Origin of the sequence: Bacillus chungangensis, from assembly GCF_030812995.1 — a bacterium.
Lineage (GTDB): Bacteria > Bacillota > Bacilli > Bacillales > Bacillaceae_C > Bacillus_CF > Bacillus_CF chungangensis.
Genome location: NZ_JAUSTT010000019.1, coordinates 16,814 through 42,412 on the forward strand (window position 1 = coordinate 16,814; position 25,599 = coordinate 42,412).

Genomic DNA, 25,599 nt, shown 5'->3' on the forward strand with positions numbered 1-25,599 from the left:
TCATTTACGAACACACTAATTATGTTACTGGAATCATTCAAAAGAAATCCTTTTCTTCTTCTAGTTCCTTTTGCAATAGCAAGATCTTTTCTTTCGACAAACCTGTACATTCGATGATCGTTTCAATATCCATCTCTTTTTGTAGCATCTTCTTTGTCACTTCTTTTACTCCTTTTTTAACGCCTTCTTTCTTTCCTTCTTCTTTACCTTTCAAGATTCCTTCTTTGATACCTTCTATCTTCCCTTTTTTAACTCCTTCTTTAATACCTTCCTCACGTTTCATCGCGATGTAGTCTTTTATCATTGGGCTTGGTTCCATTTTCATCGGTTGCATGAGTGTGGATACCTCCTTATCTATGAGTGGGTTCATTTGAATTTGAAGCTTTTCTTTTAAGTCTAATGGGATGTAGAGCAAATAGTCAATGAAGGAAAAGAGTGTGTTGAGATAGCTGCGCTTGTTTTGGCGGAGAATGTGCTTATCTTGGAGTACGAGTGTGAGGAGTTTGCGTTTAAATTGATAGCGGATGTCCATGTCCTTTTTCGTTTCCAATGCATACTTGCCAGCTAAGATTGCATAAGCGAATTTGTTATTCATTTGAAGAAGGTTTGTTTCGTCTTGATCGAGGATTTTATAGGTATTGAATTGATACGTAAGTTTAGTTCCATGGAAATTGTAGCAAAAAGCTGTAGGGTGAAACGAGGGGGTGCCATCTGTTAGAAGTGCAATTGCCACGATTTTCTGTTTATACTTATCAAAGGTGCGATAGAAATATTGAAACATACGCAAACCGAAGTGGTCATCTTGTGATTGCTGGATTTCAACGTGAATGAGTATCCATTGATCTTTACCGTTTTTCAACTTTACTTCCATTAGCTTATCCATATGGCGAGTTCCCTTTTTATCGTGTTTCGGAAACAGCTTCAACAGTTCCTGCTCCAGCGCTTTCGGTTCATAACGCCAGTCGATTTTCTTTGCTAAATCTGGAGCAAACAAATACATAAAGTCCTCGAACAGCTCGGTAATCACCGTTTTCCACAGATAATCATAATCGATTGTATACTTCTTCTTTTTCTCTTGGACGAGCATGGTGAACATGCGGTTACCACTTCCTTTTCTTTTAATAAATCTCCCATATACACTATTCGACATAATATGAGTTAATCCTTCTATTTTTGTCTATATGTTAAAAAAGAGTAATGTTTTTCAGGTTTATTCATATGAAAGAAAGATGTGGTCCCCATACTGAGAGACCACATGCTTTATTAGCCTAAGCTTTTGTTCCTGCTTTTTGTTCTTTTCCATTAACTTCTACTTGTTGCCCTTTAAAATGATTCATTTTATAAAATTCTACAGCATAAGGTTCAGTAATTTGATAAATTTCTTCCCACTTTTTAACAGCCGCATCGTAGTCTTTTTTCTTCGTTAATTCAACGACTTCTTTATAAAGAGGTTCTAACTTTGCTATATCGTCTTTTTCAACAGAATATTTTTTTATATCGTCTTCAAATGAAGCAACTCTTGCTTCTGCATAGTAAGGTTTAAGAGCTTCAAAGAATTCATCCATGTGATTTGCATTACTTTTATTTTTATCGTGTTTTGCCATCCCTTCTTCATGGAGTTTTTTCAATGCTGCTTTATCTTCATCTGGAATCTGAAGTCCAGTTACTTCTAAAAACTCCTCAAAAGTTTGTTTGTAGTCAATATCTTTTGTTTTATCCGGTGGGAAGAATTTTTCTGGTTCTGCTTTAGGATATGAAGCAAGAACTTCACTTATTTCATGTTCAACTTCAAAATAGCGATTCATTTTTTCTTCGTTTTTGGAATCTGCATCTACATACTTATTCTCACCTATTATTTCAGTGAAGGCGAGTTTTTCTAACTCTTTTAATTCTTTATGCAAATTTTTGACCTTTGCTAAATCATCATTTGTTATTTCTTTCGGTAATTGTCTTTTATATGCTTCAAAGCTATCAAAAAAGGCCTCGCTATCTAATACTTTTCCTTTCACAACGATTTCAGCGCCTTCTTTCAATCGCATATCTATAATTTGTTCATCTGTGAAGTCATGTAAACTTACACGATATCGTTTGCCATCTTCTCCAGTGATGAATAATTCATAATTGGCGTAAGTTAACACTTTTCCTTTTACTTGTTGTTGTTCCAATTGTGTTTCGGACACTTCTTTCTTAACTGCTTCGGCTGCTCCAGCTTGTATAGGTGCGAAGACTGCCATACCCATCACTAATGCCGACGCAAGCACCATCGGTTTTCTCGCCTGTTTTTTCTTCATTAGGTATACCTCTTTTCACGTATATTTTTGATCATTCTGATAAAACGACCTATCTTCTACAACTTTTCACTGTCATTCTCAATCTTTGTTAACGCTGAAGGAGAATGACAATCTGTTTTGTCTACCTTTTTTTGCTGCTTCTTCTTTTGTCTTCATGCTTTCCATTCTAAATGGTAGTGCACGGGAAAACTCCAAGTATGGATCAAACATTTCATAAAAATGCGTCCTACTTATTAGCACCTTTCATTTGTTCCACTAAGAGGAGATGAAATAAAGAGTGAACGAAAAGTACATGATGAGATGAAAAGATGATTATCAATAGAAATGGAAAAAGAATAAATCTTGTAGGATGTTCTACACTAGTCATAGAAATACAATCCTATTTGGGTTCATCAGAACGTAGAAAACTTCTTCTTGCCGCAATAAAGGTCAAATCCATCAAAATAGACTTTCCCTTCAAGAGTTAATCTTCCACATCCCAATTCACCTATAATGCTGAGACGAATTTTCCTTTCTTAATGACGGAATTCACTTCTTTCTATGCGCGAATCATGGTTTCACCCACTAAAATTTTTCTTGGTAAGGTTTGTTTCCATCATCGTCCACTCTCTTCTCCTCTTAGTACTACTAATGTAACAAGCAATTATTTAAAAGTAATGGAGTAAATATGCAGATGTTGTGCAGATCATATTACTTCATAAAAATAGGTATTTAGACCTACTATGTCATTAATACTTTTTCCGTTGATCTGCTGGTTCCCTCAAATAAATAGGAATGTTTTCTTGCATTTTCCTACTCTATCATTAGCACTGTAATAATATAGTTAGGATGCAAGCCATGATACGAGTATATCTTCGTGCATTGCAATCAAATTTCTTTTTGATAGCTACACAAATTTTACCCCAAGAATCACTAAACGAAGCTCGTGATGCCGTTAAAAATCTTGATTCCTGCACCTCATCACTCAAGCCAACAAATTATAAACAAGCCAAATTGTATCTATATGTTGTGTATGGGGAAAGGAATTTTTATAAGTAGATCATTTGATGATTCGAAGAAAATGGTAGGAAAGCTTATCAAGTTTATTAGTTACCTATAATATTAAAAGATTAAAATAATTTACATTGACAAAAGCAATATTATCTATGTATTCGTTTTTAAAATATTTATTTTTATAGTTAATCGTTTTATTTCAATCTATTGATAAGTCCTTTAGGTCAATTGGTATTTCACGTAACACTACTTTCCTTATGATTTCATGATGATCTTCAAAACCTTCTTCTTTCAAATCACGATAGAGATCCTCAAGATGAGATAAAAACTTTGCTTTTTTTCTATAAAATGACGATCCTTGGTCTGAGGTAACTATCAGTGAAAAGATTTAATTTTTCTAACATAACATTATCCATCCTTTGAATTTATTGAGGCTGCGAGTGTAATCTTTATCACAGCCTCTTGATTTGAAACTTCAAACGATATTTTTAACTTCTTGCCATCTTCATATAACGTCTATAGCCAACCAAAGAGAGGGCAAATCCTAAAATTGAATAGCCAATCAAAATAAGGACAACGATCCCTAAGTTTTCTCCTCCTGGCAGTGTTGAAACGAATTGTAATAATCCTTGATGAGCCCAGTATTGCGGCAAAATAATCCCAATCGTTTGGAGATAACCAGGAAGTTGATCAAAAGGAGTCCATAAACCGCATGTGACAGCTGCTACAAGAGCGATCATATTCGACATGACTAGTCCTGTATTTTCCGTTTTCGCATATAGAGCGATTGCCACACCCCATGAGGTAAGCCAAATAGAAATGAATAAAGTGACTGTTAGATAAGAAGCGTAATGAGTAATTTGAATATCATACAGATAGACCCCAATTACTGTCAGTAACAGTATTTGTGATGCAATGATAATAAAAAAAGGAATACATTTGCCAAGAAAAAAGTGATAATTCTTTAGCGGGGTACTGGCTAGTCTAGCGACCATCCCTTTTTCCCGGTCTTTCACAAAGCTTATCACGATTGAAATAATAATAAAGGTAGAAAAGACTATGCTCATGCCTGTGATCAATTGTGAGGCTACAAGTGTTTTATGAGCACTATCTCTTGAAAATAACTCAACCATGAAAGTAATCGTAACGATTGGCAACAGTAGGGTCCAAAATAATAAAGATTTATCTTTTATTTGCTTTTTTGCTTCTATTTTAGTCAACGGCCACATAGTAGTCACTCCCCTTTTTCATTTTGATCTCGCAAATCAGTACCAGTTAGTTGAAAAAATACATCCTCTAATCGCGGCTTAAAGAGTGATAGTTGTTCTGGGATAACATGATGATCTCTGCTTAATTGAACAAGTTCAGTAATCGTTGTTAACGGATCGTTGCTTTGAATAATAGCGCCTGTCTTATATGGAGTGAACGCAAATTTTCCATTTGCTAATAATTGAGTTGAATCCTCTGCTTCAAAATACACCGCGGTATTCGCATAACGATTTACAAGTGCTTTGATTTCTCCTTCTTCAACAATATTGCCTTTGTCGATGAACGCAACGTAATCGCACAAATTTTCAATCTCTTCCATGTAATGACTTACATAAACAATCGTTTTTCCTTGCTGTTTTAACTTGTTGACAATATTAAAAATATACCGTCGAGACTGCGGGTCAACTCCTACGGTTGGTTCGTCTAAAATGATTAATTCAGGATCATGCATCAGTGCACAGCCAATATTCAATCGGCGCTTCATCCCCCCTGAAAAACTTTCCACAATATGATCGGCCCTCTCTAACAAACCAATGTCTTTCAAGATTTGTTCTGCTTTTTTCTTTAAAGTGCTCCCTTTCAATCTATGAATCTGACCAAAAAACTCCAAATTTGTTCTGGCAGTTAATTTCTCTTCTAAACTAATGTCCTGGGGGACATAGCCTAACGTTCCTTTCGCACCACCAACGTATTTGATCCTGCCTTCATAGGATCTAATAATTTTCGAGATAATTTTTATCAGAGTAGATTTTCCGGAACCGTTAGGACCGATTAATCCGTAACACGTCCCCTTAGGAATAGTAAGCAATACATTGTTTAATGCATTGATTGTTCCATAGGATTTGCTTACTTGCTCAATCTGCAACATACTGACTCTTCCTTTCTCACTCGTTGTTTTTTAAAATTGCTTCAATCGTTTTGATATAGTTTTTATAAGCTTGAGCGCCAAGATCAGTAACCTGTACAATCGTTTTCGGTTTTTTTGCTACAAATTTTTTAGTAACTTGAATGTATGCTGCTTCCTCTAACTTCTTTAAATGAGAGCCTAGGTTCCCGTCCGTAATCCCTAATGACTTCTTTAATAGCGTGAAATCACAACTTTCGTATGTCATGAGTAAACTCATAATCCCTAAACGAACCTTTGCATGAATTAAATCATCTAACTCGTTGATATTACTCATTTCCATGCCCTTTTCGTTTCAAAATCAGTCCAGTCAACACCAAACTTCCACCGCCAATGACGGCAAAAATAATATTCATGACATTAGGGAAAAAGAAGAAAGTAATCATTCCAAGAATACTAAGCCAAACACCCATGAAGAAAATTTCTTTCGTTAATACAATGCCTAACAAAAGGTACATTATTGAAACGAGTAAAACAATGTAAAACAATATATTTTCAAACGTATATGGCAAGAGGCCGGAATAGATAAGAAAAAGAAATACCGCTAATATGACAAACAATGCTATCGAGGTATATCGCAACTGGGTTCTTAGAAATAACGGAAGCGGATCTGTTTTATCTTGCTTAAAATATATCGTTAATGTAATAGCCCAGCCAATCATCCCCAAAGTGAACCAAGAAACGCCAATCGTGAAAGAACTCAAAGAAAACGATGACATCGGGTAAGCAATCATCGAAATAATCCCCCAGACGATAAAATAAACGCTGGATTGCTTACAATACTCGGTTTTGTAATTCGTAAGGGTTTTAATGTGAGAAAGATTTTCTAAAATTTCTGATCTGGTATATTTCTGTTCCGACATATCATATCTCCTTTTTCACAAAGTACTCTGCAAAACAAAGTATATATTATTTCCATATCTTTGTAAAGTGATCTTTCCACATTATTTTATTTCTATATAAAAAAGGGCATTAGTTCCTCTCTTTTCGCTTTTGAGGGTGTTATCATTCGGTTGTTTCGTTATCCAGGGCTTTATATACATTTTAACAAATTAGCTTGCGGTTAAAGCCATTGTTCCATTAATTGATGGTGGATGCCAACAAGAGAATAGTAGATTTGGAATACGTGATCTTGGCGAATCCACCGCCCTGTAGTAGTCCACAGTACCGATATCCATTCGTTCAACATATACTAACTCTTACTCCTGTATTGAGTAGGAAATTTACAAGCAAGCAATTTCGCTGAGAAGTGATTCAATTGTGTTTCAAGCAAATAATAATCAATCGACTTCAACATCAAAAAATGCAGTTAAAACAGTTTACTACCAGACATAACATTCATTCAATCCCGTTTTAATTTGATTAAAAATTTGATTAACTAGTTGTTAGAAACTTATTCTTTTCTTTTAAGCAGTTAATTTATTATGGGATGGACGGAATAAAAGTCTGAGGCGATTCAGAAATATACGATAGAATTGCAAAGGGAAGCCCCTAGAAATAAATCCAAGGGCTTTTTTAGAAGGATGTTGATCATTTATCCATAAGGTTGTTGCTTATTATCTACTTTAACATTACCACTATCATCGATAGATACGAGAACCGGAATCTTAGTGTATTTGTTGTCCTTTACTTTAACATGTAGAAGTAGGAGAATTCTTTTCGAAAACCTAGTTTATCTATACATTTAAATCCTTTGTAGTGTCTTTATTTATCTTTATCTTTCTTTTATGTCTATTTAAGATAATATTTCCGATTACCATCAAGCCGAGTGTTGAAATAAGTAAAACGGTACTTCCAGTCATCATGTGAATTTTTGGATTATCTAGTAAAGTTGAGACTTCGCCGTTGATGATTTTGGCGACATTAAAATAGACGAAAGGTGACAAATGTGCCATCTGAGGCAGCGTTTGTGTGCTTAATGCATATCCCGAAATGGCAAGAAGGCTGACAAACGTAAATAAACTGAATTGATTTTTTATCAATAAAGAACAAAAAATTGTTAGTGTAAGCAAAAACATGAGTACGATTAGAAATAAGACAATACTTTGGACTAAATACTCTCCTATTGGGATAAAGTGAAAACCCATTCCTTGAGAGTAATTTCCTGTGTAATTTAATGAATTGGCCAAACTAGCGCTATCATATATCAAAATTGGATACAGCCAATCTCCGAATCGATCAAAGATCGTTCCCATTAAAAGTACAATAGAGAAAATCCCGATACTGCTCAGTAATGCTGCTGTTAACGAAGCAAGCCATTTCCCATTAAAGATATGGCTCAATGAAAGAGGTTGTGTCATTAAAAAATGGAGTGTTCGGTTCTTTCCCCTTTCCGTGGCCAAACCCCCTCCTAATAATAGAAAGAATAGTATCATTGGCACAAAAAAGAAATACTGATCCATATAGAGATAAAGTGAGAAAAGTCCGCTGCTATCCACTTTTCGATTCGCTTCTTCCCATTCTTTTTGTAAATAAGCTTGATTTTCTCCCCAGTAATGAAAGATCGTTGGAACAAATTCTCCAGGAAATACAGGTTGAATATGATGCTCCATCAGCCACTTTTTTTCTGCCAAACTGGCGTCTATCGATAGTTTCCCTATTTCGTCCGGCGAATTATTTAAATAGTAACCAGTATCAAATTCTTTGTTGGAAAATTGATTTGCAAAAAGTTGATACTTATATAAAGGAATCCAATCTCCCTTTTCGTAAGCAGAAACGGCAGCTTTATTTTTAGATACCTGTTCTTTAGCAACAGCCAATGCTTTTTCATAACCTACAACTATCACATCATCTTCGTCTTTTAAAGATGCAATCACTTGTTCAAAAAGTGTAACTAGCTTTTCTTCTAGCGGTTCTTTTAGCTTATCAAAATAAGCAGCTTCTTTTTCCTTTGCCTCCTGATAAATGAAAAAATATCCAATCGCAATAAATAATACGAGAAGGATGTGCACTTGTTTTAAAAGCCTTTTCCGTTGCATTTTCCGCCATTCAAACATACTAAACTTCCACAATATTGAGCGCTTTTTTTGTATCCCCCCACGTTGAAAAGCTTTATTAACATCATTCGCATGAAATAAACTTCTCTCTTTCTCAGGAAGAATAACTGCTAAAGCTAGTAGAATGAGACTCGAAACGAAGGCCGAGAGAAGATATAGCAAAGCAGAACATAGTGATGTTTCTCCTATCATCTGTGACAAGCGAAAATATTGAAATGGATTATAAGGGATTTGTAAATTTGGATACATACTTGTCACGATAAACCCGAGAAAAATTGTCGAGCTAATCAGCATTAAAACACGAAAAGAATTTTTTAGCCATGCGCTGAACAATAAAATGAGACTAAAAGTAAAAGTACTTGCACAGATAAACAATATGGCTCCCCCCATTAAATAATGAAAGGTGGAAATGAGGATAAAGGTATCTCCTGATTCGATTATTTGGGGATACTGAAGATTTATGCCGTATTCACCAAAAAGGAAGGGAATAAACAACCCTAGGCAGATAACCATGATAAAAAATACAAAAAGCGTCATCAGCAAGCTCGCATATTTTCCTGCAAACAGTTGCCATTTAGGAATAGGTTGCGTATTCAATGTAAGCCATGTTCGCTGTTCCTTTTCTGCTGTAATAGTAGTACCAAAGAAAAGCAAGAAAATCAAAATACTTAAAACACTAAAGTGTATATTTGTACTATCTTTTAAAAATAAGGCAGGAGATAATGGATACTCTTCATCTTCGTAAGGCAAGTTGTATGCTCGAAGCCAAGCATTTTTCGCGATTGCTTTTTCTCTTTCAACCCCCTGCAATAGTTGAAATTCGCCGCCATATCGCTCAAACTGCTGTAAATGGGTCAAAAAATCTTTTTCATAAGCGGGGATCTTGCTCCATTCTTGGTGATTGATCGCAACTTTCCAATATACCAATGCAGTTCCCATATCTTGTACGTGTTCAAATTGTTTTGCTTGTAAGTCGTCTTCAAAACCATTTTCTCCTCTGACCGATTCAAGGTCTTCTTTTACACGATTTACTTCACGTAATAACGGTTCCATTTTCGCTGTAGCGCGTTCTGACATAAGAGATTGTTGAGAAAGATTTTGATAGAAGATGCCACATGTACATAAGAGAACGATGATGAACAACCAAAGAAGTTTTTTCTGACGCCATACCTTTTTCATTTCAAATAGGAGCAATTTCATGATACATCATCCTTTTTTCCGAAAATCTTTTGATAACGATCCTCAGAACCGAGCATTTTTTTCTCTATATCTAAAATTTCTATTTCTTTTTGATTAAACAATTGGAAAATTTCATTAATAGGAGCACCTTTCATATAGAGCAACAGCTTGTTATTCTCTATTTTGACCGGAATTTTTATCCCTTCTAAAGCCGTTTTGGCATGTTGCACATTATCAACGCTTAGCTGGTAGCCAATCCTTTCATAGTGGGGAATATGTTCTTTGATGATTTTTCCATTTTTCAAAAATAAAATATGGGAAGTGATAAGGTCTATTTCAGCTAGCTGATGTGATGATAAAACAATGGTCGTTCCATTTTCATATAAGTTTATTAAAAGGTTCCTTACTTTAATTGCACTTGTAGGATCAAGCCCATTCAGAGGTTCGTCTAATATGAGTAGTTTCGGTTTATTTAAAAGGGCCATTGCCAATAATAGGTGTTGTTTCATCCCAAGAGAATAATTTCCTACTTTTTTATTTAAATAATGAGTCATTCCTATTCGCTCAGCAGTTTCATAAATCCGTTGTTTTGAAATCTTTTGGATGTCGCCAATAAACTGAAGATGATCATAGCCAGTTAAATAATCATATAGGACAGAATTGTCTTGCATAAAGGAAATCTCTCTAAAAATCTTCGGATCTTTGTTGCTTCTGTTAAGTATCATAACATCACCACGATCAGCAGTTAATAAATTGGTAATAATATTTAAAAGTGTAGATTTTCCAGAACCATTTGGCCCTACCAAAGCAACAATTTGGGGCTTTTCAATTTCAAAAGAAATATCTTTCAGTACTTTTTCTTTTCCATACGATTTGTGTACTTGATTGACTGATAGAATCATGATTACGCCCTCCATATTTATCAGTAAATAAAATTCAACTTTCAAACGATAAAAAAGCTCTTAACCTCCAACAATATGAAAGGAAGAGCTTTTACTTTAAGTGATTATAAGAATTATTCAGTATCTATAGGGCTAACAAATGGAGTTGGATATGATAAAGGTTCTCTATAAAGATAGCCACGATATGCACTTACACCTGGATGAATTTCTTTATATGCACTCAACCATCCTCGATAGACGTGACCATATTTTCCTTCTGAATAAAATATATAAGGGTTTATACTCACATCTACTATTCCTTCAACAAAGTAACTATCGGGGGCTGATTGTTCAACTACTGAACCTGATTTTGCTAAATCAGAAGTGGCCTTCGCAGGTGTACATACTAATGAAATAGAAGCAGCTAGAGTAATCATTAACATTGCACCAAAAATTTTCTTTAACAAAATCATCACTCCTAAAATTATTTTACAACTCTTTTAAATATTAACATTTTAAGAAAATTTTATCAACTGAAAACCCACAGTTTTTACTATTTTTTAAAAAAATAGATATTTTATAACTAAATAACTGATAGTTGAATAGACTGAAAAACCTATCGTCTTTATAGTTTATTTTGTTGTAGAATTACATGTGTAAACGCTATAATAAACAATTTTCGCTAAGATAATTTTTATACTTTCGTCAAATAAGACCTAATTGCCCAACGAATCGCTTATCTAATCGACAATGTAATAGAATTAAAAAAGGAAAAGCCCTTGGAAATAAATCCAGGAGCTTTTTAAGAAGGAATGTTGATCATTTATCCATAAGGTTGTTACTTTTTATCTACTTTTACATTACCACTATGATCGATAGATACGACAACTGGAATCTTAGTCTCTTTATAGTCATTTGGTTTAATTAATACAGTAAACTCTAGAGTCTTGTTTCTAAAGATCCACTTTCGAATTAACATTTTTATGGTTTCCAATTATTCTGATGTAACGTCCCTTTAATGTACAAAAAATATCATTGATTAATGTTTATTAATAACACTCCATAAACCTAGCTTTCCTAGGATTAATCTTCTTGCTAATCTTTGAACATTATGAATATCATATGGATTAATATAAGCAATTACTTCGTTAAATTTATGTCCGATAAAATAATTCCTTATATAGCTACAATAATGTAGTGCATCATAAATCCTCAATTTTTGATCGAGAATTACTTCTCCATCATTCCAATATGAATCAATTCCTAGTACGGGTTTGATCTCTGAATATAAGGGACTTGGAGTGCCCCTTATAAGCCAAGTAATTGTTTCCAACTCATCTATATCTACTTCTGAAAGTCTTTTAAGAATGTCATCTTTAACAACAAAATTCCATTCACCTTGTAAAAATCGATGTTTATTACTACTAGAACGTATTTCAAGACCCAATTCTTCTATTATTGAATAGGCACTAAAAAATGCATAAGCTCCTTGAACATGGTAAGAGTATCCTCTATCCTCTATAGAAAATACTTGTCCATATGTAGGAGAAGCAGAATGTGGTGAAATTGAATCCAATTGTAAGCTAAATCTATATTTTTCAATACTATATATAAGACTTTTGTCATTCCAACTTCTTGAGGCTACTAAACATGCAAAAAGCATATGTTCATTTATTGTATTTTACTTATAATTATCATTTAATATAAAGTCACTTTTAATATCAACAACAGACTTTGGATTTGGATTTTCATATATTGAAGGATAAGCTAAGAGTCTTCCTCCATGTATTAGGTTACTTATGTTCTGGGCTATAACATCATTTTCAGCATAAACAATCAATTCGAAAGCTCGATTATATTCTTTAAGTAATTCATTTATTTTTTTAGGAATGGGTGGTTTTTGTCTCATTATAAAATCATTACTGTCTTTTTTAACCCAATTCATATAGCTCGGATCTTCCCTATAATCAAAAAAAACATTTTTATCAATCTCTATATTCTTTATTAGTTCTGCCTGTTTATCATAAAAAATATTGAAAGTTGAATATCCAGTTAAATTCTTTTTCAACTTTATCCCCCTTATATAAATAATACTTCCTTAGTTTACTTTCTTTTTCTCTTATTTTCAAAATTTAAAAACCAACTTCTATAAATTGAATACTTTTTGTTTAAAATAAAAAGTATATTCAACAAAATACAAACTCTTCATTATTGATGAGATTGGTATTTACCGATTGATCCATGGACACCAAATATTCTTCCAGCTGATTGATAAACGTTATTAAAAACGAATCCATGATTTTATGGCAAACGTAAATTTTGAATCCTGGAACGAATTGTTTCAAGAACTGAAACTAGCCAATGCGATTCTCGACCGGATTCCACGCAACAGTTGTTACAATTGTAGGTGATCATATCGTTTGAAGGATCATCTAGCGAAAAATTCTAAGTGCTTTTGTACATCATTAAGTGAGCGTTTGTGTACATATTTTGGGTTCTTACGTTCTTTTGGTGAAAGAACTTATAATCATATGAATAAAATGTAAATCATTCGATTTTTACGGACTTCCTGTGCTCGAAAAACGTAATAAAATGCGAAGTTGCTTTTATCCAGCCACAATAAATTGACTTTCCCCAACATTATGTGAGAGCCATATTTTGTTAACATTTATAACTAATAGTAAAAATTCCAAATTTCAGAATTTTTCTAGAACGTCTTTATCCTTTATGAGTAGTTCGTTTGACTTACAAGTACATTCTATATACCATAATATTATCAACATTGTTTTGATAATTGTTAATAAAAGAGGTGTGTTTATAATGATGTAAATGTACTTCGAATAAATAATTGCACAAAATTATTCACTTTTAGTTGAAGTAGTTTTTTTAGGTTAAGATTTATTAAGATAATAAGAGGAATAGAATTCCTTTAATACATCGTTATACTTAGTACCTTGTTATTAAGTAATATTAGGAATACCTGATGGATCATTTCAGGTACTGAAATAGCTCTTAAAAATTATAAACCGGATGATGTGAAAATGTCTATTTAGAGTATATAGATGAACAAAACGATTAACGAACATATTAAGTATATATTTCGATGTATTAGATTTAAATCAGGCTTAAAATCAGAATTATCTCGTATTAAAACAATGACATATTCCATTGATTGATGATAGAAGGTCAAAGTATACACTTAATATAAAACAGATGAAATAAATACTGTATGCATATCTTTTATCCATAAATATCGATTAATATTCCAATATTTCGGGAAAGCGTTAACTACGATGAGTAAGAGGTGATAGGTATTGTTTTCAATAAAATATGATGATTGGAGAAATACTTGCTCGCAAATTTTTAACCAAAAACATGGACGTAAAAGGATGTATTTACAATGGTATCCATTTACACGTCTTTCCCAAAAAGAAAAAGAGCTCTTAATAAGCCAAGAGTTTTTTAATAGCTTTATTAAGTCTGGATTGTTCTTGTATTATTCCGAAAACTGGATTGTACCAAACAATTATATAATGAAGGGAGATGGAAACTTTAGAAATGCATCTCTTGTTTCCCCTATTATGTATCTACTGGCGCTAACTATAGGAAAAAGCATTTCTAATGTATATGTATGTAAAAGACCGCAGGGAATTAAAGTATTTTATGCAGGAAACTTTGATGAAGATAGGCTATATTACAAAAAGGACTATGATGTTTTCTTTAAGACAATAAACAAAATATCACAATCATATCAATATTATATCAAAACAGATGTTAAGGATTTTTTTCCTAACATAGATATGAACAAACTATTCGACATGATTAATAACAGACTTTCCGTGATAGCAAATCCAATATCACAAAAAGATCTATTATTATATAAAGAATTATTGTTGTGCTTAGGCCAAGGAGAATTTCCATTGATAGAAAATAGTACTGTTTCATCGTATTTAGCTACTGTTGTTTATTTGGAAAAACCTGATATTAAGCTTAATCACTATGTTGAAAACAAGGAAAAAGATATAACGGAATTTGTGATGATTCGATATGCTGATGACTTATACATACTTTTCAACTCGAATACTCCACAAAAAAAACTAATGCCCATAGTAAACCGTGTTATTAATTTTTACTCTAGTGAACTAAAGAAATTAGGCTTATCTTTAAATAGAAGTAAAACAACGTGGAGACGTATTTCTGAACTGAACGAGGAACTGAAAAAATCATTGTATGATGAACAATTCAATGGTAAAGATTTTAATATCACCGATATTGTGGACGCCGACCTTTTGTTAAAATTTCTTGAAAACATTGAAAATGCACTCTTAAATTATAGTTTAGATGTTACAGAATATACTAAAATAGTCAACAATACATTTTTTATTAAACAAACAGAATATACTCCACAGGAGATTTTTAATTCTTTGGTATATGAAAAACATCAATTATTTAATAATCCACAGATTATTAACAAATTACTTCTGCTGATTAACTTTGACTACAGTTTTCTAAAACTAGATACAAAACGCTTCATGATCATGTTCCTTAAAACAAAAGACGGGAATTTAATAAAAGCTATGCTCGCTAAACTTTTCGAAGCTAATCGAAATGGTGTTTGGAGTATATATGATACATCATTAGCCATAAATTATTTACTTCAAAGAAATTTTGAACATCGTGACCTACTTAAAATTTTAAGAAATGAAGAACAAAATATACATTCTTATTATAATTTGTATTGCAAATGTTCATTTTTCAAATCAATTAAGCAATCACATCAAAACTATATTCGTAAATTTGGAAAAAACGCTTTTTATTTTAAAGATGATAAATTATTTTTCTTTTATTTTATGTATATGGTCGAGCTAAAAAAGAAAAATTACCTTTCAGCTTTTGCATATTTTAAAAATTTTTTTGACAGAATTTCTGCACATTTGGCATTTGCAATAAATAATGATAATGCTAAAGGAAAGCCCAACTATAAGAAATATTATAAAGAAGGTGCATTTAAGAGTTTATACAAAAATATTCCGAGTTCAGATATAGTTATAAGAAAGGCACATACTATTAGGAATGCTAACCCTTTATCACATTCAAGTGCGGAATTGATAGATAACAATAATACTCCAAAAGATATTTTGACATCTATAGAAGAATTGAGTTTATTAATTAAATCTAAAATATCAGAATTATGATGGGAACCAAGGTGTTCAATTCAGAATAACTAAAAAAATACCTTTATAGAGGAAGTCGCCCCCCTACAACAGATGGTCCTGTATTTGATTGACTTGTTGCTTGAAACATAGAAAATCATTAAACACTTTTAAGCTGTTGATTTTTTTATTAATCGTGGAAACAGCATAATCATGTTCGATCAGATGTTCTTTATATTTCACAAATAAAAAACGAGAAAGAAGCGGTTGGTCTCCGTCTCCTTTCTCGTTACAGTATTGCATATAGCCTTTGATATCACTAACGTAAGAATCGATGGTCTTCTTTGCCCATCCTTCCTCAATTAGCCATTGGGAAAAGCCTTGTAGAATGTCCATATTTCCCTCCTAGTTCCCTTTTCCATTTTCAACCTTAACTAACGACAATTTTATATAAATGACGTATTTCCTTTTAGCACTCATTTTAACCAAACAGATGAGCTACATGACTTCCCAATACATTAAGAAAACAAACATCCATGTTTAATAGAAATGTCACCAGTTTATGATCAGAAATGTCGTGAGTAAATCCCCTAAAATATGATGAGCAACTGTGACAGATTTTTAGAATATGCTCCCTAAGGGAATTTACTAATAGTAAAAAACTCGTATTCCACGTTTTTAGCAGCAATTATGACATTAACAAGCAAAAGTATAGTTAATCTTACAAATGATGGTTTTCGTTATTTCTCGGCCTTTAAACACTATTTTTTGATCTTATCCTTTCCCTTTTTTAGCTGTTCATTTTTTTATACGATAGAAGATCATCATTTTTTAAGATTAACTGACATAACCATTGGTATGATTCTTGATCAATAAAGACAACTCCTAGCCATTCATGTCCATGTTGATCTTCTACTTGAATGTTTCTGCAATCACTGCATCAGGAAGCGTTTGCAATAAGAGAGCCGAAAAAGTCTTCTTGTCCATTTCCTCACAATTGAAAAGCAATGATTCATTTCCAACATGTACTGGATCGACATTGACTTGATATTCTTCTGCTAATGTATGAACAAACCAATCTACTGGCAACATGGTCAAAAATACCCCTTCTCTTTCAGTGATGTATAAGAAGACTCACAAACAATGAGATGTCTAATAAGTCGATTCCTAATATCTTCCCTGCCTCGTTTAATCTTTCTGTAATCCCAATGTCCTGCGGACTTGGAGTGCTCACATTCGAAGGATGGTTATGCGCGATAAGAATACTAGCTGCATTCGATAGTATTGCAACTTTCATGACCTCTCTCGGATGTACAATACTGGCATTTAAGCTCCCAATATGACAAACATGAAGGAAATTAGGACAATTCTTTGTATCTAAGCAAGCAACGAGGAAATGTTCCCGATCAGCATCCTTTAGATATGGCAAAAACAATTGATAAGCATCCTCTGAAGAATTGACTTGTCTTTGACTAAATAGAAAACTCGACTCCCTGACCATTTTAATGCTTACAATCTGTACTCGCTTTGCTGGTTGGTGTTTCGTTGTTTCTGATTGCATAAGTGGTTGTTCCTTTTTGGATTGATCGTACATCATAAATCCCTCCTGAAATAGAAATAACTTTTATTCCGAATGGGATGGAATAAAGGTTTGTGGTGATTCAGGAGTATAATATAGGTTTGATTATGGGGACATTACGGTGATTTAAAAAGGGAAAAGCCCTTTGGAGATTAATCCAAAAGGGCTTTTCAATTATAACAGACATTAGCTTAATTATTGTATTGTAACATCACCAGTTACTGGAACTGTAACAGTATATTCTTGCTCTGCAGTTTTACCATTTTTTGTAAATGTAGCTTTTAATATAACAGTTTCGTTACTAGTACCACGATTGATAGTACCATCTGTAGCTACAACACCAGTTTTATTTGATCCCCAAGAAACTGTAACACCATTTCCAGCATCTGTTAATAAAGTTAAAGTAGGATTTGCTCCATCTTTATCATTTACTATAGGTGTATCAAAAGTTGCTTTTGCACTATCTACAGCATCTTGATCTAGATCAGGTGCTTTATCATCGTAAGTTACATCACCAGTAACTGGAACAGTTACATAAAAGACTTTTTCTTCTTTTGCGTCACCTTTTTTAACAGTAGCCTTTAATTCAACTACTTTACTATCACTTTGATGACGAGTCACTATACCAGTATTTACATCAATTACATTAGATGGATCGGCATTCCAAGTGATTGTTGATCCTTTATCCCCAGTTTTAGCTAAGATAAGTTTAGGATTAGTTGCACTTGCTCCATTAGTTCCATCCCAAGCAAGATTTAGTCCAGCTAGATCTTTTTCAACAGCATCGGTATCTTCTGAAGCTTGATTAATTGCGTCTTCAACTTTAACTGTAGTTTTCTTGATGTCAGCTTTATTTTTACCAAAGAATTTTACATCACTGATTGTTAAGTCAGTAACTTTGCGATCGTTTTTAGCACCTTTTATTGTAATAACAACAGTTTTATCATCGTTAGACTTAACTTCTGCTTTAGTAGCAGTGATCTCATCGCCAGCAAAAGTAAAGATATCTTTACTTACTTTAGCAGGATCAATAGCTTCGCTAAATGTTACTTCAACTGTGTCAGCTACACCATCTTGTGGATTGCTTGTATCAAATGCTTGAGCATTTTTTGTAACTGTTATATCAGCTGGTTTATCATCAATCCCAACAACTTCAAATCGATAGTTATCGCCATTAATAATTAATCTTACTTTTATAAAGTTGATGTTTTCTTCAACTAATTTATTAAACTCGCCTTCTGTAAGACCAGTATTTCCATTTCTAACATCATAGTAAGAAACTGTTTTGTCTTTATATTTTACTAGGTCTTTACCTTCAAGTTTAATTTCTTTTTTAGATTTGTCAAATGATGTAACAAGACCTACGTGACCTTGACCAACATCAGTAGTAGATTTAAATTTAGCTTTAACAGCTTTTGAAGTTCCAAGGTAAATAGTTGAGCTGTTATTATTTACCGTATTAGCTGGAATTGAAGCTGTAGCAGTTACTTCTAGAGATGCGTTTTTGTCTCCATCTGTTTCAACTGTAATTTTCCTATCTTTCCCATTAACATTTACTGTTAGTGGACTGCCTGGAGAAACAATTTTACCATTAACTTTAATACTGTTATCACCAGTATTTCTAATAGTAAATGTGCCATCCAAACTAGAAGGTTGACTCAATTCGCTGTTATCTGAATTATATTTAGTACCACTTTGGTTTCCAGCTAATAATACAAAATCATAAGCTTTATTACCAATAAGTGCTTCTTTATCACCTTTATACTCCGAATTGCTGTCTTTTTCTCTAAGTTCTACAATAGTTGTAGTGAATGTTGCTCTTTCGAAGTAAGTGATTTCACCTTTTTGTTGTGGTGAAGTTTCATGGTAAGTATTCTCACCAGTGTTACTGTTTCCAATATTGTACCATACTACAGGTGTAGCATATTCATTACCAGTAGCATTGTCACTAGCAATTGTAAATGATGCTTTACCATCTTTGTCTAATTTAATAGTTGTTGTTTTATCAGCAATTTTTTTCTCATCTTTAGTAAAGTAAGCATCTGTGCTAGTGTTTACGTTTCTATCAAGGTTTTCCATGAAACCTACATTCAATACTTGGTTAGGAACTACCTTGCCGTCTTTGTCTTTCACTTCTACGTTGTACTTACGACCGTTTTTCTCACCAGCAGCTGCTTTTTCGCCGCCATCACGAGTTACTGTGATTTTGTATTCAGATTGGATTGCTCCAAATTGAAGCTCTTTCGCATATACACGTAGGTTGTCATTTAACAATCTGGCATCAGTTTTGTTATCGATAGTTGTTGCCTGGTATACAACTGGTGTAACTTTTGTGTTTGAACCAGTAACTGTGAATTTAGCAACACCGTTTCCGTCTGTTGTAACTTCAGCAGTACGTAGTGTATTGTTTGTTAATTGAACAGGGTTTACACCGTTAACAGTTGCTTTAGATGTTTTGTCAACTGTTACATTTACGTTTTCAGCAAATGTGACATGGAATTTAGCACCTGGTACTGGGTTGCCTGTTTTCGGATCGTTATAAGTGATTTTATATGCTTTTGTTTCGTTGTTGTTTAATTTGTCGCCAGCTTTGTCGTCAGCTTCAATTTTTAGAATTTCGTTGACGCCCCAGAATACTTTAGCATTTGCACGGTGTGCAGGTGCTCCAGTTGGGTAAACTGCAACATCGTCGTTGTAGCCAGCTGCATATTGAGTGTAAGAATACTCTGCAATACCTTCAGCGTTTGTTAATGCTTCTTCAACGTGGCTTTTGTTTAAGCTTCCAGCAGCTGCTTGAACGTTGAATGTAACAGGGATACCTGCTTCTTTAACACCAACGTCTGCTTTCAATGTTACTTGTTTACCAACTACCCCTTGAACAGCTGTGTCAGCTAAAGAGATTTTCTCAGGGATAACAGCAGAGATACCTTCGAATTTACCGATTTCTTTGCCGCTTTGTTTAACAGTGTATTTTTCTCCACCTTTTTGTTTAGCAGTAGTTAATACAACTGTTTTGTTGTCAGATTGCTTAATAGCAGCGTTTTCTACTTTTAAGCCGCTAATTTCGAAGTCAGAAGCTTTAACGTCTTTCACTTCTTCTTTATATGTGATTTCAACTGTAGTGTTGTTAACTGCTTTAATTTGAGTATCGCCTACGATGCCGTCGCCGTAAATTTGCTCAGCAGTGTAAAGAAGGATTGCCAAGTCACCACGGTCGATTGTGTCGTTAGGTCCGAAAGTTGTAGTTGTAAGGCCTTTAATAACTCCATCTGCATAAAGTGTTTTGATTGCTTCTGTATACCATGCATCTTTTACATCAGTAAATGGAAGTGTAACGTCATTTTTCGGTTCCACACCATATGCTTGCATCGTCATTAGAGCGAATTCTGCACGTGTTAATTCAGTATTAGGTTCGAATTGTCCAGAAGGTTTACCAGTGATAACACCTGCTTTATATGCAGCGTTAATTCCTTCTGAATACCATACACCTTGTTTTACATCTGGGAATGGAGCTGCTGATGCAGTCAGATCAAAACCGCGAATTAAACTTAATACGCGTGCAGCTTGAGCACGTGTTACTTTATTTCTGATTTTGAATGTTCCATCGTTGAATCCTTCAAAAACTTTCATTTTTGCTAATGCGTTAATAGGCTCAGTGTAAGGTGTTCCTTCTGCAACATCTGGGAAAGATGAAGCTGCTAGGCCTGTAATAGGAGCAACTGCTGTAGCTACCATTGCGGCAGTCATTGAAGTTGCTAAAAATTTACGGTATGACTTTGGTTGATATGCCATAGTATTTCATTTCCTCCTTTTTGTATGTAAAGCATGTATTATTTTCCAATCCTAGAGACATAGTGTGCTGGTTTCTAAGGTTGTTTTTCTCATGATGTTGTCCACAATGTCTGTAGTCTCGTAGACTGGGAAAAAATAGTTGTAAAAAACAAACCAAACCATGCATATATGAGTATAGTTAACAATGATTTCAATGTCAACTATAAAAATGACATATTAGCATTTTTTATTAAAGTTGGTTTACTTTTCACGTTAAACCCATTTTACCCTATCATTCATAAATTTCAAGCGTTTTTCTACAAAAAAAAGTTCCTTAAGAAATGATTCTTTCCTTATATATAGTTTTTCATTTCAAAGCTGAAATGATTGGAAAGTGCATAAGATAGAGGGATTTGCCATGATAGGATATAGTTGGCAAGGGGCGCTTGTCGTTGTTTTGTGGTCGTTTTGTCATTTTTGTCATGAAAGTGTAAAATAAAAATCGACCTCCTACGACTTTATTTCGAGTATAGGAGTCCTTAAAGAAGGGAGTTTAGTAGTGTATGAAAAAAACATTCTCGATTATTGTCGCATCATTGGTTTTTCTGTTTACCCTTTTCTCCCTCAAGTTGCGCAAAAAACGTAAAAGCTAACTGTGATGGAAATCCCTGCTTCTTTAACCACATCTTCTATCATACACAAAAAAAAAGCGCTTGTGCAAGGGCGCTTTTTTGTTCGGGAAAATGATAATGGTTATTCCCTCGTCTCGTTCATTGCTTTTGAAAGCAGCACGGTTAATTCTGATCTGGTAATACTTTCGTTCGGCTTGAATGTATGATCCGGGTAGCCATTTGTCATGTGAGCTGTTTTTAAACTATTGACTGCTTCATAGTAGTAAGCTTCAGGACGTACATCACGAAAACTTGCTGTATTATTATCAGGTAAATGGAAAGCTTTCTTCATTAATATTGCCACATCGCCGCGGACAATTGGATCGTCTGGTTTGAACGATCCGTCTGGAAATCCTGTAATCATCGCTAATTCACTTGCTGCTTGTATATAGGGAGCAGCAAATGATGCTGGCTTTACATCGGTAAAGATCGTTTCTGAACTGTCCGTTTCTACGTTTAATATTTTCCCGATCATCGTTACCGCTTCTGCTCTTGTCACGACCTCGTGAGGCTGGAAGGTGCCATCAGGATAGCCGCTAATGATCGCTTCTCCGCTTAAATGTTGTACGGATGGCGTATACCAGCTTGCTTCACGAACATCTGAATAAGGAGTCGTATCTTTCGTTGGCGCTTGTATGAGTCCGTAGCCGTATTCTTTATTTTTCCCTGGCGTGCCGAGGTCGAGTGCATTGATTTGCATCATGTGACGGATCTCTTTATGATCGAGCTCAGGAAAAGCTTCCTTATATAGTGCTAACACACCCGCAACAAAAGGGGTTGCAATGGATGTGCCATGTGTAACGATATAATCTCCATTCGCATTGTCTGTCAACACGTGTGAAGTTGTAAGAATGTAGGAGCCTGGAGCTGTGATTTCCAATGATTTGCCTGTATAAGAAAAGGATGAGTACAAATGATCTTCATCAATGGAACCGACAGCAATGACAGATGGATAGCGTGCAGGATACAATACGTCTGTTCCTTCGGGTAAAGGCACTTTCGTATTTCCCGAAGCCGCTACGATTAAAATTCCTTTTTCATATGCTTTCGCGAGTACTTTCTTAAGTGCATATGAATCTTGTTTCGTTGTTAAGCTTAAATTGATAATGTCCATTTCGTGCTCAATGGCCCAATCAATCCCGGCAATGACGTTCGTTTGGTTGCCAAAGCCATTATCGTCCAATGCTCGGACTGCATAAATGCTTGCTTCTGGTGCAATGCCGACAATGCCAATGTCATTGTTGAGCGCACCGATAATGCCTGCAACATGAGTGCCATGTCCAAAAACATCCGTATAGGAAGTACGGTCACCGATAAAAGAGACACCGCCAGCAATATGTAAGTCGGGATGCTGATCGTTCACTCCAGTATCAATAATGGCAATTTTAACGCCTTTTCCTGTATAGCCAGATTGTAATGCTTTTGGCGGCTTCACAAGATTGTAGCCCCAATTGGTCTGTTGTGCTTCCGTTTTTACTACCCCGTCATGTTCCACCCATTTTACGTGTGGGAGCTGCTTTAATGCCTCACGTTCTGTTTTTGGAACTGTTACAGCAATAGCGGGGATATTCGCAAACTGATGATGCACGTCTGCTTGCACATTTTCTAGTACAGATAAGTCAACTTCCTCTTCAAATCCAACAATGATTCTTTCTGTCTCGATATCTAATGCTTCTGCATTGACAGTATTAAAGCTTGTAAACAGGATAAATAGTAAACTGGCTAACCATCCAATAGATCGTTTCACAAGTCCATCCCCTTCTCTATTTCCTCATTTGCTAGCTGCCCAATTATCTTCATTAATGGTTAGATCCCTACTTTCGATGCAAGCATATCTCCCCATTGCTTCCTCTATATAGAGGAAGCACTCAAGCAAAATGCTTGAGTGGCTTCTAAAAATCTTGGTCATCTTGCTGAACGATAACTTCGGCGACTTACATTCCTTTCCAAGCGTAATAATCAAGAATCCCTTGGGTGATTGCGGCAGCAGCTGCATCACGATATTGATCGGAAGCCAGCTTTGCAGCATCGTCTTTGTTCGTAAGGAAGCCGAGTTCTACAAGAACAGCAGTCATTGTTGTTTCGCGGATAACATGGAAGTCTCCGTGCTTTACGCCGCGGTCAGCAGTTTTCATCGCGGCAACTAATTGCTTTTGGATGAAAGCTGCTAATTGTTGACTTTCTTTAGATCGCGTATCGCCAGAAGCTGTTTTGTAATAGTACGTCTCTGAACCGGATGCACTTGCGGTTGCACTGTTCGCGTGGATGCTTACAAACGTATCTGAATTGCTGTCTTTGGCGATTTTGACTCTTTGTGTAAGCGTAGGATAGCTATCATCTCTGCGAGTCATGATCACTTCAATGCCTTGTTCCTTTAAAAGCTTTTCTACGCGTAGCGCCACAGCAAGGGTTACGTCTTTTTCATTCAAACCGTTTGCAATTGCTCCGGGATCTGTTCCGCCATGCCCTGCATCAATCGTAATGATTTTTTTGCCATTTGCAGGCGGCGGTGTTGGTGTTGGTGTTTCTGGCTGCGTTGGCGCTACATCTTTTTGCAAGTATTTATTGTTGACATAGCCTTTCAAGTTGCCAGCTGTAATACTCGACCAATCGCCTGTCGTCTCATTGACAGTTACTTTCGTGTTGTACGTCAGTGCGCCGATTACACCATAGTTTACGCCAGGGCCGCTGCGGACGTTTAAAGAATCTACGTTTACGTAACGTACGACAGGCTCTTGTACTGCTGGTGGCGTTTCAGGTTCTTTTGGCGGTGTCACAGGTGTTTCTGGCTCTTTTGGTACTTCTTCCTGTTGTAAATATTTCGCGCTCACATAGCCTTTCAAGCTGCCAGCTGATATGTATGCCCAACCATTTGAAATTTCATGCACCGTTACTTTCGCATTCTGCTTCAAAGAACCGATCGCCTGATAATTCGTACCAGGGCCGCTCCGAACGTTTAAGGAGGTTGCATTTACATAGCTTTCCCCGATTGAATTATGTTCAAAAACGATGCGGAATTCTTCGTTCAGGCTGCGGGCGACTAGTAAAGCAAATTCTGCTCTTGTAATCGCTGTGTTTGGCTTGAATGTTCCATCTGGATAGCCAACAGAAATCCCTGCTGTTGTTAGCTTATTAATCGCTGCATATTGCTTCCCAGAGGGCGAAACATCTTTGTAGAAAACATCGCCTTCTTTTGTAAATTGAAATGCCTTCGTAATCAGGACAGACATTTCCCATCTCGTAATCTTGCTTTCAGGCCGGAATTTCCCCGCTCCGTCTCCAGAGATGATGCCTTTTTCAAATGCCGACTGAATATAGCCGGAAGCAAATGAATCTTTTTTCACATCTGAGAAGCTTGTCTTACGCTTTTCACCATTTAAGCCAATCGCTTTTCCGATTAATGTTGCCGCTTCTGCACGGGTGACATTGTTGTTCGGTCGAAATGTCTGATCTGGATAGCCTGAGAGAACATCGCGATCGATTAAGTAGCCGATTTCTTTCTGGTACTTTTCTGGGATGTCTTTCAGTTTTGCAGCTGCGTTTGCTTCGGTATGAAGTGTACCGAGCATAACGACAAAGGCCATCATAAGCGAGACAGAAAATCTAAGGTGCTTAGCCATTTTTCTCCTTTTCCCTCCTTTTAGTTTTAATCATGTAAAAAGCTTTCTAACTCCAAGCATAGCGCCATCTTTTTAGAAAAATAAAGATTCACATCTGATCAAAGCATGTCCAAAGAATCTTGGCATGCCGAGGAGAACAAGCAGCTTCCCTGTCCCTCTAATCAAGACCAGCATTAAGCAACCGGAATATGAACATGTCAGAGATTGTTTGAACAACTTTAAATAGATCATGTTAAAAAAATCTTTGAAAGCAAGCACTAGCGGTTTGAGACACATCGCAGAAAAGAGCGGA

20 protein-coding genes are annotated in these 25,599 nt (G+C 35.1%); 1 reads left to right on the forward strand and 19 read right to left on the reverse strand.

Annotated features, from left to right (window positions below):
• Nucleotides 1-37: 37 nt before the first annotated feature.
• From J2S08_RS14965 to J2S08_RS15025, 13 genes are all read right to left on the reverse strand, one after another.
• Nucleotides 38-1,150 carry an RpnC/YadD family protein gene (locus J2S08_RS14965; protein ID WP_307230872.1) on the reverse strand — a complete coding sequence of 371 codons (1,113 nt, stop codon included), beginning with the start codon at nt 1,148-1,150 and terminating at the stop codon, nt 38-40.
• 118 nt (nt 1,151-1,268) lie between these two features.
• On the reverse strand, nt 1,269-2,180 hold the full coding sequence (locus J2S08_RS14970; protein WP_307230874.1) for a hypothetical protein: 912 nt from the start codon (nt 2,178-2,180) through the stop codon (nt 1,269-1,271).
• A 7-nt stretch (nt 2,181-2,187) separates the two neighbouring features.
• On the reverse strand, nt 2,188-2,310 hold the full coding sequence (locus tag J2S08_RS14975) for a hypothetical protein (protein ID WP_307230875.1): 123 nt from the start codon (nt 2,308-2,310) through the stop codon (nt 2,188-2,190).
• A gap of 1,462 nt (nt 2,311-3,772) precedes the next feature.
• Nucleotides 3,773-4,513, reverse strand: coding sequence for an ABC transporter permease (locus J2S08_RS14980; protein ID WP_307230877.1), 741 nt, complete (start codon nt 4,511-4,513; stop codon nt 3,773-3,775).
• A gap of 5 nt (nt 4,514-4,518) precedes the next feature.
• The gene (locus tag J2S08_RS14985) at nt 4,519-5,421 is read right to left on the reverse strand and encodes an ABC transporter ATP-binding protein (protein WP_307230879.1); all 903 of its coding nucleotides are present in this window, start codon (nt 5,419-5,421) and stop codon (nt 4,519-4,521) included.
• Between the two features lie 16 nt (nt 5,422-5,437).
• On the reverse strand, nt 5,438-5,734 hold the full coding sequence (locus J2S08_RS14990; RefSeq protein ID WP_307230881.1) for a winged helix-turn-helix domain-containing protein: 297 nt from the start codon (nt 5,732-5,734) through the stop codon (nt 5,438-5,440).
• A complete protein-coding gene (locus J2S08_RS14995) occupies nt 5,727-6,320 on the reverse strand; it encodes a hypothetical protein (protein WP_307230883.1) in 594 nt (197 codons plus the stop codon). The genes J2S08_RS14990 and J2S08_RS14995 overlap by 8 nt, the downstream gene beginning before the upstream one ends.
• 200 nt (nt 6,321-6,520) lie before the next feature.
• Nucleotides 6,521-6,646: a hypothetical protein gene (locus J2S08_RS15000; RefSeq protein WP_307230885.1), complete on the reverse strand. Its 126-nt coding sequence runs from the start codon at nt 6,644-6,646 to the stop codon at nt 6,521-6,523.
• A gap of 487 nt (nt 6,647-7,133) precedes the next feature.
• Nucleotides 7,134-9,653, reverse strand: a complete 2,520-nt coding sequence (locus J2S08_RS15005; RefSeq protein WP_307230886.1) for an ABC transporter permease subunit — start codon at nt 9,651-9,653, stop codon at nt 7,134-7,136.
• Nucleotides 9,650-10,534: an ABC transporter ATP-binding protein gene (locus tag J2S08_RS15010; RefSeq protein ID WP_307230888.1), complete on the reverse strand. Its 885-nt coding sequence runs from the start codon at nt 10,532-10,534 to the stop codon at nt 9,650-9,652. The genes J2S08_RS15005 and J2S08_RS15010 overlap by 4 nt, the downstream gene beginning before the upstream one ends.
• 113 nt (nt 10,535-10,647) lie before the next feature.
• A complete protein-coding gene (locus J2S08_RS15015) occupies nt 10,648-10,980 on the reverse strand; it encodes a hypothetical protein (protein WP_307230890.1) in 333 nt (110 codons plus the stop codon).
• 572 nt (nt 10,981-11,552) lie between these two features.
• Nucleotides 11,553-12,089 (reverse strand): hypothetical protein, encoded by a 537-nt coding sequence (locus tag J2S08_RS15020; protein ID WP_307230892.1) that lies wholly within the window; start codon nt 12,087-12,089, stop codon nt 11,553-11,555.
• Between the two features lie 105 nt (nt 12,090-12,194).
• Entirely contained in the window at nt 12,195-12,581 is a 387-nt protein-coding gene (locus tag J2S08_RS15025) for a hypothetical protein (protein WP_307230894.1), read from the reverse strand.
• 1,246 nt (nt 12,582-13,827) lie between these two features.
• On the opposite strand from J2S08_RS15025, the gene J2S08_RS15030 reads away from it, so the two are divergent.
• Entirely contained in the window at nt 13,828-15,708 is a 1,881-nt protein-coding gene (locus J2S08_RS15030) for an AbiA family abortive infection protein (protein WP_307230896.1), read from the forward strand.
• 63 nt (nt 15,709-15,771) lie between these two features.
• Here the strand turns inward: J2S08_RS15030 and J2S08_RS15035 are convergent, their stop codons facing one another.
• The 6 genes from J2S08_RS15035 to J2S08_RS15060 all read right to left on the reverse strand — a co-directional run bounded on the left by J2S08_RS15035 (nt 15,772) and on the right by J2S08_RS15060 (nt 25,307).
• Nucleotides 15,772-16,062: a site-specific integrase gene (locus tag J2S08_RS15035; RefSeq protein ID WP_307230897.1), complete on the reverse strand. Its 291-nt coding sequence runs from the start codon at nt 16,060-16,062 to the stop codon at nt 15,772-15,774.
• A 516-nt stretch (nt 16,063-16,578) separates the two neighbouring features.
• A complete protein-coding gene (locus J2S08_RS15040; RefSeq protein WP_307230899.1) occupies nt 16,579-16,764 on the reverse strand; it encodes a hypothetical protein in 186 nt (61 codons plus the stop codon).
• A gap of 16 nt (nt 16,765-16,780) precedes the next feature.
• Nucleotides 16,781-17,260, reverse strand: a complete 480-nt coding sequence (locus J2S08_RS15045; RefSeq protein ID WP_307230901.1) for a JAB domain-containing protein — start codon at nt 17,258-17,260, stop codon at nt 16,781-16,783.
• Between the two features lie 180 nt (nt 17,261-17,440).
• On the reverse strand, nt 17,441-21,037 hold the full coding sequence (locus J2S08_RS15050; RefSeq protein ID WP_307230903.1) for an S-layer homology domain-containing protein: 3,597 nt from the start codon (nt 21,035-21,037) through the stop codon (nt 17,441-17,443).
• A gap of 732 nt (nt 21,038-21,769) precedes the next feature.
• A complete protein-coding gene (locus J2S08_RS15055) occupies nt 21,770-23,434 on the reverse strand; it encodes a S8 family peptidase (protein WP_307230905.1) in 1,665 nt (554 codons plus the stop codon).
• A gap of 187 nt (nt 23,435-23,621) precedes the next feature.
• Nucleotides 23,622-25,307: an N-acetylmuramoyl-L-alanine amidase gene (locus J2S08_RS15060; protein ID WP_307230907.1), complete on the reverse strand. Its 1,686-nt coding sequence runs from the start codon at nt 25,305-25,307 to the stop codon at nt 23,622-23,624.
• Nucleotides 25,308-25,599: the final 292 nt, after the last annotated feature.